Genomic DNA, 14,967 nt, shown 5'->3' on the forward strand with positions numbered 1-14,967 from the left:
CGCGCGGTCGGCGTGAGCGGAGCGCAACCTGCCCCTTACCGGCGGGAAATGGCGTGCTGACGCCCGTTCCCTAGCGTGATGTCGCGTGACGGGGAACCAGAGACCAGGTTTGCGCCGGTTCATGCGCCTCTTGCCCGGCTGGAGCACCATTCGCGGCCGCGTCGCCGTTGTGCTCGCCGTGCCGACATGCTTGCTGCTCGTCCTCACCGGGCTTGCGGTCGCCGACCGGGCCGCCGACTGGTCCGCCGCCGAGGTGACCCGCGACCGGGTGGACCTCGTGTTGCAGGTGCAGGCGCTGGTGCACGAGCTCCAGCGCGAACGGGGTCTCACCAACGGCCTGCTGGGGGGCGCCAAGGAGTACCGGGACGACGTCGCGCAGCAACGCGAGCACTCCGACCGCGCCCGAGTCGACCTCGCCGCCGCCCTCGCCCGGAGGGACGGTGCCACCGTGTCCGCGGTCGAGGGAGCCCGGGCGCGCCTCACCCGGCTGCCCACCGTACGGGCCGAGGTCGACCGCGGCACCGCCCCCCGCGGCAAGACCCTGGACTTCTACACCTCCCTCATCACCGCGCTGATCATGGCCCAGTCGGCCGACGGCGACGCCGTGGCCCGCGGCGACCGGGCGCTGGCGGCCGGCATGGACGCCCTGCAGGCGCTCGCCGACGCGAACGAGTCCGTGGCACTGGAGCGAGGCTCGCTCAACGGCGTCTTCGCGGCCGGGCGCTTCCGGGGCGGCGAGTATCTGGACTTCACCGAGGTACGGGCGGTGCGCGTCGCGGCGCTTCGGCAGTACGCGCAGGTGGCCTCCCCCGCCCAGCGCAAGGCGCTCGACCGCGCCTTCGCGACCCAGGAGGCCAAGCGGGCCGGGGAGCTGGAGCAGCGGGCTGCCGCCGGCGGAGCCGGACCCCCGCTGAAGACCGACCCGGACCTGTGGTGGCGGTCCATGACCGTCCTCGTCGACGACCTCCACTCCGTCCAGCAGCGGGTCGGTGCGGATGTACGGGCCAGGGCCGAGCAACTCAGCGCTGCCGCGTCCGCACAGCTCGCGGGCTTCCTCGGGCTCGGCGCGCTCATCGTCGCCGTCGCCACGGTCCTCGCCCTGGTCTCGGCCCGTTCCATCACGCGCCCACTCGGGGCGCTCGCCAAGGAGGCGGACGAGGTGGCGGGCAGCCGCCTGTCCGCGGCCGTACGGCGGATCCAGGACGCCGACCCGGACGACGCCGAGCACCTCGGGCCCGTACCGGTTCGGTCCGCACTCCACAGCAGCGCGCAGGAGATCGCGCAGCTCGCGGCGGCTCTGCACAACGTCGAGCGGACCGCGGTCGGACTCGCCGCCGAGCAGGCGGTACTGCGCCGCAACAACTCCGAGTCGCTCGCCAACCTCGGTCGCCGCAACCAGAATCTGCTGCGCCGCCAGCTCGGACTGATCACCGCGCTGGAGAGCCAGGAGGTCGATCCGGACGCGCTCGCCGAGCTCTTCGAGCTCGACCATCTCGCCACCCGGATGCGGCGCAACGCGGAATCGCTTCTCGTGCTGGTCGGCGAGCAGGCCCCGCCGCGGGTCTGGACGGGATCGATCGGCGCGCTCGAAGCCGTCCAGTCGGCGGTCTCGGAGGTCGAGCAGTACCGGCGGGTGTCGGCCGTCGACGTCGAGCCGTGCCGGATCCGCGGCCACGCCATCGCGGACCTGTCCCATCTGCTGGCGGAGTTGATCGAGAACGCCCTGGTCTTCTCGCCCCCGGAGCTCGCCGTCGAGGTCTACGGCTGGCGGGACGGCAGTGAGTACTGCTTCGCCGTCGTGGACCGCGGCGTCGGTATGACCGCCGAGGAACTGGCCCGCGCCAATGCGCGCATCGCGGGGGAGGAGAGCTTCCTCATCGCCCCCACCCGCTTCCTCGGCCACTACGTCGTCGGCCGGCTCGCCGACCGGCTCGGTGCGCAGGTCGAGCTCCGCGAGACCGAGGGCTCGGGCATCACCGCCTACGTGGCCCTGCCCCCGACGCTGCTCGCCGCGCCCGCCCCCACCGACCGACCGCCGGGCCCCGACCAGGTCCGGTCCCTGCTCAACGGATTCCGCGAAGGCGTCGCCCGAGGCGTGACAGCCGGAAAGGACAGCGCATGACCATGACCACCGGCGCTCCGCTCACGGGCGAAGCGCAGAACTTCAACTGGCTCATCGGCGAGTTCGTCCGCACCGTCCACGGAGTCGTGGATGCGGTCGCCGTCTCCTCCGACGGGCTGCTCATGGCCGGCTCCGACTCCCTGGACAGGGCCCGGGCCGACCACCTGGCCGCCGTCGTCTCCGGCATCACCAGCCTCGCCCTCGGAGCCTCCCGGGCGCACGGCCGGCCCGGCGGCGCAGGCGTCAAGCTCGTGATGGTCGAGATGGATGACGGGGGTACGCCCTGGGGGGATTCCCACCCGGCGGCCGCCGGCGGAGGCAACTGGGGGAAGTTCCTGCTGATCACCACGGTCCGGGACGGCAGTTGCCTGGGCGTACTCGCCGCCGGCGGCAGCGACATCGGCATGATCGGCTACGAGATGGGGGTCCTGTCCGACCGCGTCGGCGGCCTGCTCACCCCTCAGTTGGTCACCGAACTCCAGTCCGCCGCCACCGGCTGAGCCTCGCGCCGCCCCCGACAGCGGCCCGGGCTCTGCTGGCGAGCGGTCCGGACGGTGCACGAGTGGACGGGCACTGACGGGGTGGCGGCGTGACCGTTCTCCCGGGCGGGGTGCGCTCAGGGGCGCGATCGCCGGTCACCTGCTGGGTCAGCACCAGAACGGAGCCGGACCGATGTTCCTGAGGTAGTGGCCGGATGCCCAGGCCCACGTGCCGTTGGTCAGCAGATACCAGCGAGGGTTGCCCTCCAGCCACTCGCCGTTGACCTGGCACTTGATACGGGCGATCGTGCCGAAGACGAGCTTGCCCACGACCTTGGCGTGGTGGCTCGGGGCGGAGCGCAGCAACAGGCCGGACTTGTTGATCACACGACTTTTGAAGTGGCGGCGGTCGTCCGCGCCATCCGTTGCGGACGACGCGAGGGCCGGACCGGCCGCGGTCAGGGTGACGAGGAGGCCGGTCGTGGCGCACAGGGCGAGCTTGCGATGTGTCGACTGCGGCATCTGAGTCCTCCTGAGAAGGGGGAGCCCACACCCATCACGCTAAGGAGGCTGCACAGAGCGCGCAACCCGTCACTGAGTGTAACCGACGCGGCGTACTACGACTCCGAGTTCTCCGCCGACTCGGCCTCGCGCTGCAGCGCGCCCAGCACGCTCTCCGGGTCCCCGCCCTCCTCGACCGTGCTCCCGATGACGGACTTGAGTCTGCTCATCGTCGGCGCCCACGACCGCTTTCCGACCGGGAGGAGCTCGGCGGAGGGCAGCTTGTCGAGGAACTCCCACACGTCCTTGTAGTTGCTGTTGGCGCGCATCGCCTCGGAGGCGGCGAGGGTCACGGGCAGCAGGTCGTACTGATCGGCGAACTTGAGGACGTTGGATTTCGTGTACACGAAGTCGAGAAACTTGCCGATCTCCTCGCGATGGCCGTTCTTTCTGAACGCCAGCATCCAGTCGGCCACGCCTGTGGTGGCCTCGGACGGTCCCTTCCTGCCGGGCAGTGGCGCCGTACCGAAGTCGATGCCGCTCTCCAGGGCCCGCTGCATCAGTGTCGGGTGGCCGTTGAGCATGGCGACCTCGCCGCGGGTGAAGGCGTTGAAGACCTCGTGCCGGTTGGCCGAGCCGGGCGCCGGATTGGTCAGCCCCTTGCCGACCAGCTCATCGCGCAGCCACTCGAACGTCTTGATGTTCTCGGGCGAGTCGATGGTGTACCGGCCGATGTCGTCGGTGTAGCCGCCACCGCCGCTCAGCATCCAGTTCAGGGCCTCGGTCTGCGGCTCCTCCGGACCGAGCGGCAGCCCGTACGGCACCTTGACGCCCGCGCGCTTCAGGGCTTGGGCGTCCGTCTGCAACTGGTCCCAGGTCTTCGGGGGGTCCGGTATGCCCGCCTTGGCGAGCAGGTTCTTGTTGTAGAAGAGCCCCCGCGTGCTGGCGACGAACGGCAGGCCGTACTGGACCCGGTGCACCTTGCCCGCGTCGGCGAGGCCGGGGATGAACGCGGCCTGAGTCGGGATCGAGAGCAGCTCGTCGGCCCGGTAGAGCTCGCCCCGCACGGCATAGTCGGCGTACGAGCCGATCTGCGCGATGTCAGGTGCCTTGCCTTCCTTGACCAGGGAAGCGACCTTTCGGTCGACCTGGCTCCAGCTGTAAACGTCGACGTCGACCCTGATGCCCCGGTTCTTGAACGCGAACTCGCCTGCCAGCTGGTCCCAGTACCGCTTCGAACTGTTGCTGGACCGGTCGCCGTACTCGGCCGCGACGAGTTTCAGGGTGACTTCGTCGCCGACGGCGGAGTCGCTCGCGCCGCAGCCCGAGACGGTGAGGGCCAGGGTGCCTGCGAGCCCTGCTGCTATGAGTCCCACATATCGCTGCTGCCGCTGCACTGCCCATACCGCCCTTTTGTTCAGAAACATGCTCAAGGCGCCGTGGCGTCGTGCGTCGGCGCGAGGATGGAGTCTCTCCCGGCGGGCGTCACGGGTCGACCTCATGGCGCGTATCGCTTCGGTATCACATAAGGCACCGTGTCCCGTGACGGGTGGACTCATACGACAGTGCGAGCTGGTGCCGTCAGTGTCGGTGATATTGCCAGTGCCCGGTCATCAGGTGGAATGTCCCGGCAGCCGCAGGGGAGACTGTCCCGCACACCACGGCCAACGGGCCGTTCAGCGCCCAAGGGAGAGAGCATGCGTGTGATCGACTTCGACCACCTGGTCCTCAACGTCGCCGATGTCGAACGCTCCCTGGAGTTCTACTGCGGCTCACTCGGTCTGGAGCCGGTCCGAGTCGACGCATGGCGGGCCGGTGAGGCGCCCTTCCCCTCGGTGCGGGTGAGCCCGACGACGATCATCGACTTCGTACCGGGCTCCCCCAAGGGCTCCAACGTCGATCACATCTGCCTGGTCGTCGAGCCTCTCGACTGGCAAGAGGTCATCGATTCGGGGGAGTTCACGGTCCTGGGCGGCCCTGGCGAGCGTTTCGGCGCCCGCGGCACCGCCCAGTCCGTCTACGTCCGCGACCCCGACGGCAACACCGTCGAACTGCGCTGGTACCCGGACGACGCCCGAGCCTGACCGCAGGGCGTCGGGCACGAGGTCACGTTCGTCTCGGTACCGAAGGTTTCCCACAAACGTCCTGCGTCTTCATTGCAACGGCCGGGTGCCATGCGGTTGCCTGGTGGCACCAACCCATGAGTGGTGCGCCGTGGAGGGCGGGAGGCAGATCATGGATCTGGACATGACCCTGGTGAACTGCCGGTCGGGGTCGATGTCATGACCGCCGAGTCAATAGATTGGGACGAAGCGGATGCCGCCCACTCGCTGCAAAACTCGGCGATCGTGATCTCGGGGCTCCGGAAACTCTTCGCCAGGGCTGCCCGCTCCCTCCCCGCCACGGCACCGAGCGGTCGTCGGTTCGACGAGGTCGACCGACCAGGCGATGGGCCGCGGGGAGGCCGCTGATCCATCGCCCGTACCGCGGAAGTCCGCCGCACGATGGGCCAACGACGGCCAGTGCCGCTGCATTTTCGCCAGCCTGGCTTGCATTGCCCGACCGGGGACCGGAGATCGTCGTGCGACGTGCGACGCTGGGTAGAGCACACCGCAGACCGTCGAACCGATGATGCGCAGGGTACGCAAGAACCTGCGCCAGTCACCCCTTGGAGTTTTTCTGACGCTTGCCCTGAAGGGGCGGAATAGGTTCGGGATGGAACTGTGATCACGATGACGGGGGAGCTATGTCGTATGGGCCGACGACCGATGAATCACTGGGCGCATTCCTGCGCCACCTGCGGACGAGCGCCGGGCTGACCCAGGAGGAACTCGCGGACCGCTCCGGTCTCAGCGTCCGGGGGATCGGAAACCTCGAGAACGGACGGACCGGACGACCTTACAGCCGGTCCCTGCGGCTGCTGGCAGACGCGCTCGGCCTGGACGGATCCGTCCGGGAGGAGCTCCTGAGGGCGGCCCGCAACCACCGGCCACCGAACAGCGAAGCGGCGTCTGTGCCGACGAACGGCGAGGTGGCCGAGGGCGAGGGGGTCGAGGTGGCCCCTGTGCCGCCGCCCTGCCCGGCGCAGCTCACCGCGGATACGGCGGACTTTTCCGGCCGCGCGGAGTTGGTGACGCACTTGCGGAATCTCCTTTCCGCCGATGACGGTGCGGTTCCCATTGCCGCGCTGGCCGGCGCCGGTGGTCTCGGCAAGACCGCTCTCGCCGTACACGTTGCCCATCAGTTGGTCGAGAATTATCCGGACGGCCAGCTGTACGTGAATCTGCGTGGCGGGAGTTCCGAGCCTCTGGAACCCGTCGACGTACTGCTGCGCTTTCTGCATGACCTGGGTTTCGATCAGTACGCGCTACGCGGCGGAGAGGCTGAGCTGTCCGCGATGTATCGCACGGCGCTGCACGGCCGGCGGCTGCTCGTCGTGCTCGACGACGCGGCGGATTCTGCCCAAGTCCGGCCGCTGCTGCCGGGCGGCAGTGGCTGCGCGGTGCTGATCACCACCCGGGGCAGGCTCGCCGACCTTGAGGGAAGCCGGCTCATCAACCTCGATGTCCTTCGCCACGACGAGGGGCGCGCCCTCCTTGCCCGCATCGCCGGGCCGGAACGGATCGCGGCTGAGCCGTTGGCCACCGAGCGGCTGCTGGACGCCTGTGGCGGGCTGCCACTGGCGATCCGGATCACCGCCGCCCGGCTGGCCTCCCGGCCGACCTGGTCGGTGGCCCGAATGGCCGACCGCCTAGCGGACGAGCGCTACCGGCTCGACGAGTTGAAGCTGGGTGACCTGCAGGTCCGGGCCAGTTTCGAGGTCAGCTATCGCGCCATCGCCGTACGCGACAACCCGGAGACCCTGGGCCCGTCGCGCGCCTTCCGGCTACTGGGCACCTGGCAGGGTGCCGACATCAGCGAGGCCGCCGCGGCGGCTCTCTTCGGCACGTCGAAGCGGACGGCCGCCGCCGTGCTCGACGAGCTCGTCGACGCGAACCTGCTGGAATCGACGGCCGACGGCCGCTACCGGTTCCACGACCTGCTGCGGCTGTACGCCGACGAGCGCGCCCGCGAGGAGGAGCTGCCGAAGGACCGCCTGCAGGCGCTGCGCCGCCTGCTCACCTGGTACCTGCACACCGGCGTCGAGGCGATCGCCATGATGGAGCCCGCCCGCCGGAAACCCACCATGGATTCCTCGAAACTGCTGGAACTGGGCATCGAGAAAGAGACTTTTGCCGATCATGACGCCGCATTGCGGTGGTGTGAGGCCGAGCTCACCAACGCGGTGACCGCGACCAGGCAGGCCGCGGCCGAAGGCCTCAACGAGGTCGCCTGGCGGCTGCCGGCCGTGCTGTGGCGGTTCTACCTGCGTCGTTCGCACTGGCCCGAATGGATCGCGACCCACCGCACGGCGCTGGACAGCGCCCGGCGACTGGGGAACCGGTCGGCCGAGGGCTGGCTGCTCAACTATCTCGGCAACGCGTATCTGCAGCAGCACGAGTTCGACGAAGCGCGACGCTGTCTGCAGCAGTCCGTTGTCATCGTCCGCGAGACCGGTGAGCCGCACGCGGAGGCGCGCGCCCTCACCAACCTGGGCATGACCTCGCTCTGCCTCGGCCGCCTGGACGAATCCGCCGAGCAGTACCGTGCGGCGATCGCCATCGGACGGGAGATCGGCGACAGATACGCCGAGTCGCATGCGCTGAGCCGACTGGGCGAAGTATTCGGCCGGATGGCACGCATCGACGAGGCCATCGACCTGCTCGAACAGAGCCTGCGGATGCGGCGGGAGATCGGCGATCTGTGCGGTCAGGCCGACAGCCTGGACCTGCTGGGCGAGGTGCTGAGCTGTACCGGACGTCTCGGTGCGGCGCTGGAACGCCTGGACCAGGCGGTTGCATTCCGCCGTGCGACCGGTGACCGATACGGCGAGGCGCTCTCGCTCGGCAAACTGGCGCAGGTGCACGCCGAGCTCGGTTGCTCAGGGGAGGCGACCGAGCTCTATTGCCGGGCTATCGACATCCAGCGGGCGATCGGACACCGCGCCGGGGAGAAGTTGACGCTGGAGATGATGAACGCCTCCGTTACGCATCTGGTCCACAAGAACGGTCACGTCGTACGGTCATGAGCAGCCCACCGCCTCTGCGGACCGAGATCAACGGGCGTGCCGCACGGATCGAGGAGCTGCGTTTCCCGGCGCTCGTCAACTACGGCCACTTCACCTCCATGCAGGTGACCGAGGGTGCCGTGCGCGGCCTCGGCCACCATCTGGAGCGGCTGGACGCGGCCACCCGGGAGCTGTTCGGCGTGGCACTGGACCACAACCGGGTCCGCGCATGCATCCGGCACGCGCTCGGCACCGACACCACCGACGCCACCGTGCGGGTCAATGTCTTCTGGCCCGAGGCCGATGGGGGCACGCCCCCTGGCTCCGCCGGGGGGACCCCCACCCGGGCCGATAGGCCCAGGGGGACGGACCCCTCGCTGATGGTCACGGTGACCGCGGCCGCCGAGGTGTCGCCCACCCCGCAGCACCTGCGGTCGGTCGTGTTCGGCCGACCTCTTCCGCACCTCAAGCACACCGGCACGTTCGGTCAGATCTACCACCGGCGAGCGGCGCAGCGCGACGGCTTCGACGACGCGCTCTTCGTCGATCGCGACGGGATGGTCTCGGAGACCGCAGTGGCCAACATCGGCTTCTACGACCGGGGTGGAACGGTTGTGTGGCCGGACGCACCCGGGCTGCCCGGCGTCACGATGCAACTGCTCGACGAAGCGCTGAGCGGCGTCGGACGGCGTCCCAAGAGACGCCCATGTCGCCTGGGCGACCTGGCTGACTTCGGTGGCGCCTTCCTGACCAGTTCCCTCGGCATCTGCCCCGTGGGCCGGATCGACGATCTGCCGCTTCCCGTGAACGCCGAGGTCATCGCCGAACTCACCGGGCTCTACCGGTCGGTTCCCGTGGAGCCCTGCTGACCCACCGGCGTCCAGCCGACGAGCGGCGGCACAGTGCCACGAGACTTCCGGAAGAGTGCCGCCGGAGTTCCTGGCAAACCGGGTTCTGCGGACGCGATCATCGACAGCGTGTGCGATTCGTCGTCACGCCGAGTCGGCGCGATGGCCGTCAACCTCAAGCGAAGCAGGTGGGCATGGATAGGATTCAGGACTATGTCGGTATTGGCATCGGTCCAGCAAACCTGAGCCTGGCCGCGCTCGCGGCCGCTGTTCCCGAGCTCTCCGGTCAGTGTTTCGACAAGCGGCAGAAATTCCAATGGCACCCCGGCCTGTTGCTGGACGGGGCGACGATCCAGGTCTCTCCGCTCAAGGACCTGGTGACCCTGGTCGATCCGACGAGTCCGTTCTCCTTTCTCTCATACCTGAGCAGTCATGGGCGGCTCTATCGATTCCTGATCGCAGACTTCCCCAATGTCTTACGGGCGGAGTTCAATGACTACTACCAGTGGGTCAGCAAGCAGATAAGCAATCTCAACTTCGGGCAGCCGGTCAGCGAGGTGGACTATCTCGAGGGCCACGGCGTGTTCCAGGTGACCACTCCGACCAGCCGGGTCCACGCGAGGAACATCGTGCTCGGCACCGGTCTGACGCCGTATGTGCCGCCGATCTTCCAACGGCATCTCGGAGCAAAGGTCATCCACGCCAGCGACTATCTGACAGCCAAGCCGGACGTGGCCGGCAAGCGCGTCCTCATCGTGGGGGGCGGACAGACCGGCGCCGAGATCTTGCTGGATCTCCTCGCCCGGGACGCGGACCGGGCGCGTGAGGTCACCTGGGTCAGCCGCCGGTCCAACTTCCTGCCGATGGACGACTCGCCGTTCACCAACGAGCTCTTCCTCCCGCCGTACTCGGACTTCTTCTTCTCGATCCCCGAGAAGAAGAAAGAGCCCCTGCTGGCCGAGACGAAGCTGGCCAGCGACGGCATCGACCTGGAAACGCTGCAGCAGGTCTACCGACGGCTGTACGAGATCGACTGCCTCGGAGCGCCCGCGACCAAGGCGCGCCTGCTCCCCGGCCGGGAGGCAACCACGGCCACGCGGACCGCCGATGGCTGGGACGTCGGGCTGCGCAACCAGATCAGCAGGGGACCGGAGACGGTCAGCGCCGACGTCATCGTGCTCAGCACCGGCTATCACTATGAGTCCCCGGCCTGTCTGGCGCCGATCGAGAATCGGCTGGCGCGCACCGATGGTCTCTTCGACATCGACGAGAACTACGCCATCAAGTGGGACGGCCCGGAGAATCGAAAGATCTACCTCCAGAACGGTGCCCGCCATGCCCGCGGTTCCGCCGATCCGAATCTGAGCCTCCTGGCCTGGCGCAGCGCGCGCATCATCAACGACCTCGTCGGTTATTCGCGTTACGAGATCGACAACTGTGATGCCGCACTCAGCTGGAAGCAGGTCGAACTCCGCAACCCCAGCGGCGTCGCTTCGTAGCCGGCAGCCCTGGTAGGGAGGAGAGATCATGACGACGCCATTCGGCCCGCTCGAGCACTACTCAGAAGGCGTGACCGTGGAAGCAGCCAACTTTCCCGGTTCGACCATCTCAGGCGCACCCTTTGATGCGACGCGGATAGTCGTCGCTCCGGGCGCGAAGTCACCGGTCGACCAGCACGCTGTCACCGAGTGCTGGTTGGTGGTCACCGGCAGCGCGACCATGCGACGCGGCGACGAGGAATTCGAGCTGACTGCAGGAGACATGGTGGACATCGCGCCGCACGTTCCGCACCAGGTGCTGAACAATTCCGGCGAGGACTTCACCTTCTTCTCCGTTTACTGGAACGCGACCGGCGATGCATAGCCCGCACCGGAACTTCGACCTGGTGGTGGTCGGCGCTGGCATCGTGGGCACGATGACGGCCTACCTCGCCGCCAAACTGCGCCCCGACGACCGGGTTCTCCTCGTCGATCAGGGCCAGGTCGGCGGGGGTGCCACGGCATTCTCCGCCGGGTTCGACGCACCACTGGCGCCGACCGCGGCCCACCGCGAGTTCGTGCAGCGCAGCGGCCGGCTCTATGACGTGCTCCGCAACGATGTGCCCGCACTGCCGATCGCTCCGGTGGACGTCTACTGGGTCATCGACCCAGACCGGGAGACCGAGCTGGCGTCCATGCTCTGCGGCACCACGCTGACCCCCGCGAGCAGAGACGATCATCAGCTCCTGCGCGGCAGCTATCCGGGCCTGGTCATCGGCGGCAATGAAGCCGTGTATCGCATGGAGACACCGGGCTACTACGGCTCGCCCCGGGAGGTCGCCGAGCGGATCGCCGCTGCCGCCCGCGAGTCCGGGAGGGTCGAATGCAGCATGGGGACCCGGATCGATCGCGTCACCCGGCGGGACGGCGGATACGTCCTGCACTGCGCGGACGGCACCGTCATCACGGGTGCCCGCGTGGTCCTCGCCACCGGACCGTGGTTGCGGACCAGCCCGGCCCGCAACGCGGCCGGACACATCGGGGGCCAGCCCGGGGGACCGGCCGGGCTGCGGGTGAAGAAGGTCGCGGCGCTGCATGTCGAGCGCATCCCGCCGCCCGGCGCGCCGGCCCTCTTCTTTCCGCACGACGACGCGTTTCTGCTGCCCCGTGCCGACGAGCGCCGATGGGTGCTCAGTTTTGCCTCGGAAGAGTGGGACTGCGCGCCGGACGCGGAGCAGCTGGCGATAACCCCGGAGGACCGGAAGCGGGCCCTCGACGTGCTCATGCGGCACGTACCGGCCTTCGCGCCGGATGTCCACGGCGGACGTGTGTGGTGCGACGGGTACACGCAGGACCGGGCGCCGTTGGTGACGGCGGCCGGTGACGGCTCCGGCGTCATTGTGGCCGGAGGCTGCTCCGGATCAGGATTCCGGCTCGCACCTGCGATCGCCGAGCGAGCCCTGCACCTGGTGGACGACCGTCCGTCCCGGGCGTACGCCGTTCCGAATCAGCGATCCAGCCAGCCAGGAGTCGAGCAATGACCAAACCGTGGTTCCGAACGTCGTCACGGCGTCGCTACTTCCTCGTCCCCCTCATGCCGACGCCCAACGGGCGCCTTCATCTTGGGCACATCGCCGGCCCCTTCCTGCGCATGGACATTCTGGCCCGGAACTTCCGGCGGCGGGGCGACGACGCAGTGGTGATCTTCGGCACCGACGCCTACGACTCGTATGTGCCGCTGGCTGCCAAGAAGGACGGCTGCCGGCCGGAGGACGTCTGCCATCGCCATCACGCCCTCATCCAGCAGGATCTGGCCGCGATGGACATCGACGTCGATGAGTTCATCAACCCCATCGACCCGCGCTGGCAGGAGCCGTACGACCGCAGCCACCGGGCCTTCGCCGAGCACCTGATCAGCACGGACCGGGTGGTGTCCGTACGGGAGAGCGTGCCGTACTGCACGGTGAGCGACCGGTATCTGGTGGGCGGCTTTCTGTCCGGCAGGTGTCCGGACTGCATGGCCGAGGTCGCCAACTTCCTCTGCGAGAGCTGCGGCGCCCACCTGCGCCCCGATGAGCTGCTGTCGGCGCAGCCCCGGTTCAACGACGGCCCGGTCGAATGGCGCCCGGTCGACAGCCTGTTCATCCTGCTGCCGGAGGAGCGGCAGCTGCTGAAGCAGCTCACGGAGATGGGGATCCCGGAGGAGCTCCGGGAGGGAGTCGGCAGGTACGTGCGTCGGCACGGCCCGCTGGCACGGCTCACGACGCCCGGCAGGTGGGGCGTGCAGGGTGACTACAAAGGCGCCTCGCCGGACAGCATCCTGTTCTCCTACACCGGACTACTGCCGTATTCGCTCTACTGCGGAGAGGTCTACCGCGACCTGGATGGCCAGGGGAGGGCCCATCCCTTCGCCCCGGATTCCGACGTCATCACCATCGCGAGCTGCGGTACGGACAACCTGGTCTCCGCGCTCGCCGCCGTGGTGGGCGGCGCCATGACCCACGGCGAGGTCCGGCCCTTCGACCATCTCCTGCTCAACCACCTCTACAACCTGGAGCGCAAGAAGTTCTCCACCAGCCGGGGACACGCCATCTGGGTCGCCGACATCACGTCGCTGCCCGGGCTGCCGGTCGACGCGGTCCGGTACTTCCTGGCGGTGGTGAATCCGGAGGACGGGCCCGCGAGCCTCAACGTCGCGGAGTTCATCGAGGTGTACAACCACGACCTGGCCGGCCGGCTGACCCCCCAGGTAGCCGCGGCCGTCGGCGCCATGGATCGTGCCGGGCACCCGTCAGAGGCACCGGCCGACGGCTTGGCCGGGCGTCTCGAAGAGCTCCTGGACGAGCAGGACCGGGCGCTCGAACCGCCGGGCGTATCCACGGCAGGCGCCGCGTCGGCCATGCGTTCCTGGATCCATGACGAACTGCCCGCGGACGACGGCCAGGCGTACTGGTGGCTCAAGGGCCTGGCGCTGCTCAGTTACCCCATCGCGCCGCGGATGTCCGGTGCGCTGTGGTCCGGCCTGGGGCATTCCGGGGCGCCATCGCTGGCCGGCTTTTCGGCCCTCACCACGCCCGGCCCGATCCAGATCCCCGCCTTCCCCGCGTTGGATTGGGCCGGTCTCGAACCCGTTCTGCCCGATTCGCTGCGCGCCGACGACCTTCCCCCAGAGCTGTCGCCTGGGCGGTACCCCCAGGGAGGAGCCGATGTCTGAGCGGACACGGGCTCCACAGAGCCTGCAGGTCCGGTCCGGCGGCGGCTTCTTCGCGATCTACACCGGAAGCCTGCTGATCGCCGGTGCGTACGGGCTGACCCTGCTGCTTCCCGCGTATGTGAAATCGCTGGGCGAGAACGAGGCCATGGCCGGGCTCATCTACTGGTGCGGCGCGATCGGGGCCGTCGGCTCGCTGGTCGTGGGCGGGCGTATGGCCCAGCGGGTCGGCCCCAGCACCGCGGCCATGGCAGGCTCGGTCATCTACGCGGTGGCCACCGGAATCATCGCAGGGACCACGAACTTCGCGGCGATCCTGGTCGCGGGGGTCCTGCTCGGCACCGGTTGGGCACTGTTCTTCACCACCGTGCCGATCGTCATCTCCGCGCGGATCGAGGCCGAGAAGCGCAGTTTGTACTTCCTAGTGCTTGCCGGATTCAATGCGCTTGGCATGGGGGTCACCCCGATCATCGGCGCCAAGATGGTGGATCAGGGAGCCTCCTATCGGCTGGTTTTCGTGGTGGCCGTCCTGCTGAGCGTCGTATCGGCGGCCGCTTTCGCCACCGTCGTATGGAGGCAGCGCAAGAGCGGCCTTCTCACCTCTGACGAGGGCCGAGAAGGTGGAATTTTCGGTCCGGTCGCCAGGGTTCTGCGCTCGCCGGCCCGGCCGTTCTTGGTCATGGTGCTGCTGGGCGCCTGCGTATTCAGCGCCATGACGACGTACCAGACCACCTTCGCCAACAGTCGCGGCATCGACTCGGCGTACTTCTACGCCGCCTACACCCTGGGTGTCATCGTGCCGCGCTTCACGGTCAGTCGGCGGATCAGCGGGTGGGATCCGGCACGTACCACGATGGTCCTCCTTGCCGGAATGTGCGCCTCGCTCGTGCTCTTCCTGCTGGTCGGGCACAACGTGATCCTTTACGCGATCAGTTCGCTGATCCTCGGTATCACGTACGGCCTGGTATATCCGATCATTCAGGCACAGGCGGCCAATTATGCACCGGGCGAGCTGCGGCACTGGGCTCTCTGGTATTTCAGCCTGGCCTATTTCATCGGGGTGTACGGATTCCCGCTCATCGCGGGGACGATCATCGTCGTCGCCGGCTACCAGATCTTCGTCGCCGCATTGCTGGCGATTGCCATGGCCGAACTAGCCGTTTCCTTGAAGGTATTTACCACTGGGGTCACTGCACCTGCAGAAACATGAGGAGGACACCG

At 68.5% G+C, this 14,967-nt stretch carries 12 protein-coding genes; 10 read left to right on the forward strand and 2 right to left on the reverse strand.

Annotated features, from left to right (window positions below; all coding sequences use genetic code 11):
- Positions 1–121 precede the first annotated feature (121 nt).
- Together ACTWQI_RS07725 and ACTWQI_RS07730 are read left to right on the forward strand one after the other, a co-directional pair.
- Positions 122–2,122, forward strand: a complete 2,001-nt coding sequence (locus ACTWQI_RS07725; protein WP_443268738.1) for a nitrate- and nitrite sensing domain-containing protein — start codon at positions 122–124, stop codon at positions 2,120–2,122.
- Positions 2,119–2,622 carry a roadblock/LC7 domain-containing protein gene (locus ACTWQI_RS07730; protein ID WP_443268740.1) on the forward strand — a complete coding sequence of 168 codons (504 nt, stop codon included), beginning with the start codon at positions 2,119–2,121 and terminating at the stop codon, positions 2,620–2,622. The genes ACTWQI_RS07725 and ACTWQI_RS07730 overlap by 4 nt, the downstream gene beginning before the upstream one ends.
- A gap of 147 nt (positions 2,623–2,769) precedes the next feature.
- On the opposite strand, the gene ACTWQI_RS07735 is transcribed toward ACTWQI_RS07730, so the two are convergent.
- Together ACTWQI_RS07735 and ACTWQI_RS07740 are read right to left on the reverse strand one after the other, a co-directional pair.
- Positions 2,770–3,123 carry an SH3 domain-containing protein gene (locus tag ACTWQI_RS07735; RefSeq protein ID WP_443268742.1) on the reverse strand — a complete coding sequence of 118 codons (354 nt, stop codon included), beginning with the start codon at positions 3,121–3,123 and terminating at the stop codon, positions 2,770–2,772.
- A gap of 95 nt (positions 3,124–3,218) precedes the next feature.
- Positions 3,219–4,478: an ABC transporter substrate-binding protein gene (locus tag ACTWQI_RS07740; protein ID WP_443268744.1), complete on the reverse strand. Its 1,260-nt coding sequence runs from the start codon at positions 4,476–4,478 to the stop codon at positions 3,219–3,221.
- 321 nt (positions 4,479–4,799) lie between these two features.
- On the opposite strand from ACTWQI_RS07740, the gene ACTWQI_RS07745 reads away from it, so the two are divergent.
- The 8 genes from ACTWQI_RS07745 (at position 4,800) to ACTWQI_RS07780 (ending at position 14,956) form a co-directional block, all read left to right on the forward strand.
- Positions 4,800–5,186 (forward strand): VOC family protein, encoded by a 387-nt coding sequence (locus ACTWQI_RS07745; RefSeq protein ID WP_443268745.1) that lies wholly within the window; start codon positions 4,800–4,802, stop codon positions 5,184–5,186.
- A gap of 662 nt (positions 5,187–5,848) precedes the next feature.
- The gene (locus ACTWQI_RS07750; RefSeq protein ID WP_443268747.1) at positions 5,849–8,230 is read left to right on the forward strand and encodes a tetratricopeptide repeat protein; all 2,382 of its coding nucleotides are present in this window, start codon (positions 5,849–5,851) and stop codon (positions 8,228–8,230) included.
- Positions 8,227–9,078, forward strand: coding sequence for an aminotransferase class IV (locus ACTWQI_RS07755; protein WP_443268749.1), 852 nt, complete (start codon positions 8,227–8,229; stop codon positions 9,076–9,078). Before ACTWQI_RS07750 ends, ACTWQI_RS07755 begins: the two co-directional genes overlap by 4 nt.
- A gap of 173 nt (positions 9,079–9,251) precedes the next feature.
- A complete protein-coding gene (locus tag ACTWQI_RS07760) occupies positions 9,252–10,556 on the forward strand; it encodes a lysine N(6)-hydroxylase/L-ornithine N(5)-oxygenase family protein (RefSeq protein WP_443268750.1) in 1,305 nt (434 codons plus the stop codon).
- A 28-nt stretch (positions 10,557–10,584) separates the two neighbouring features.
- Complete coding sequence (locus tag ACTWQI_RS07765; RefSeq protein ID WP_443268751.1) at positions 10,585–10,920, forward strand: cupin domain-containing protein; 336 nt, start codon at positions 10,585–10,587, stop codon at positions 10,918–10,920.
- A complete protein-coding gene (locus tag ACTWQI_RS07770) occupies positions 10,913–12,076 on the forward strand; it encodes an NAD(P)/FAD-dependent oxidoreductase (RefSeq protein ID WP_443268753.1) in 1,164 nt (387 codons plus the stop codon). The genes ACTWQI_RS07765 and ACTWQI_RS07770 overlap by 8 nt, the downstream gene beginning before the upstream one ends.
- A complete protein-coding gene (locus tag ACTWQI_RS07775; protein WP_443268754.1) occupies positions 12,073–13,749 on the forward strand; it encodes a class I tRNA ligase family protein in 1,677 nt (558 codons plus the stop codon). The genes ACTWQI_RS07770 and ACTWQI_RS07775 overlap by 4 nt, the downstream gene beginning before the upstream one ends.
- A complete protein-coding gene (locus ACTWQI_RS07780; protein ID WP_443268756.1) occupies positions 13,742–14,956 on the forward strand; it encodes an MFS transporter in 1,215 nt (404 codons plus the stop codon). Before ACTWQI_RS07775 ends, ACTWQI_RS07780 begins: the two co-directional genes overlap by 8 nt.
- Positions 14,957–14,967: the final 11 nt, after the last annotated feature.

It is taken from the genome of Streptomyces sp. KR80, from assembly GCF_052245555.1.
Lineage (GTDB): Bacteria > Actinomycetota > Actinomycetes > Streptomycetales > Streptomycetaceae > Streptomyces.

Excerpts from the sequence above, each read along its gene's own strand:
- ACTWQI_RS07725 (WP_443268738.1), top strand. The coding sequence starts at position 122 with ATGCGCCTCTTGCCCGGCTGGAGCACCATTCGCGGCCGCGTCGCCGTT.
- ACTWQI_RS07730 (WP_443268740.1), top strand. The coding sequence starts at position 2,119 with ATGACCATGACCACCGGCGCTCCGCTCACGGGCGAAGCGCAGAACTTC.
- ACTWQI_RS07735 (WP_443268742.1), bottom strand. The coding sequence starts at position 3,123 with ATGCCGCAGTCGACACATCGCAAGCTCGCCCTGTGCGCCACGACCGGC.
- ACTWQI_RS07745 (WP_443268745.1), top strand. The coding sequence starts at position 4,800 with ATGCGTGTGATCGACTTCGACCACCTGGTCCTCAACGTCGCCGATGTC.
- ACTWQI_RS07750 (WP_443268747.1), top strand. The coding sequence starts at position 5,849 with ATGTCGTATGGGCCGACGACCGATGAATCACTGGGCGCATTCCTGCGC.
- ACTWQI_RS07755 (WP_443268749.1), top strand. The coding sequence starts at position 8,227 with ATGAGCAGCCCACCGCCTCTGCGGACCGAGATCAACGGGCGTGCCGCA.
- ACTWQI_RS07760 (WP_443268750.1), top strand. The coding sequence starts at position 9,252 with ATGGATAGGATTCAGGACTATGTCGGTATTGGCATCGGTCCAGCAAAC.
- ACTWQI_RS07765 (WP_443268751.1), top strand. The coding sequence starts at position 10,585 with ATGACGACGCCATTCGGCCCGCTCGAGCACTACTCAGAAGGCGTGACC.
- ACTWQI_RS07770 (WP_443268753.1), top strand. The coding sequence starts at position 10,913 with ATGCATAGCCCGCACCGGAACTTCGACCTGGTGGTGGTCGGCGCTGGC.
- ACTWQI_RS07775 (WP_443268754.1), top strand. The coding sequence starts at position 12,073 with ATGACCAAACCGTGGTTCCGAACGTCGTCACGGCGTCGCTACTTCCTC.
- ACTWQI_RS07780 (WP_443268756.1), top strand. The coding sequence starts at position 13,742 with ATGTCTGAGCGGACACGGGCTCCACAGAGCCTGCAGGTCCGGTCCGGC.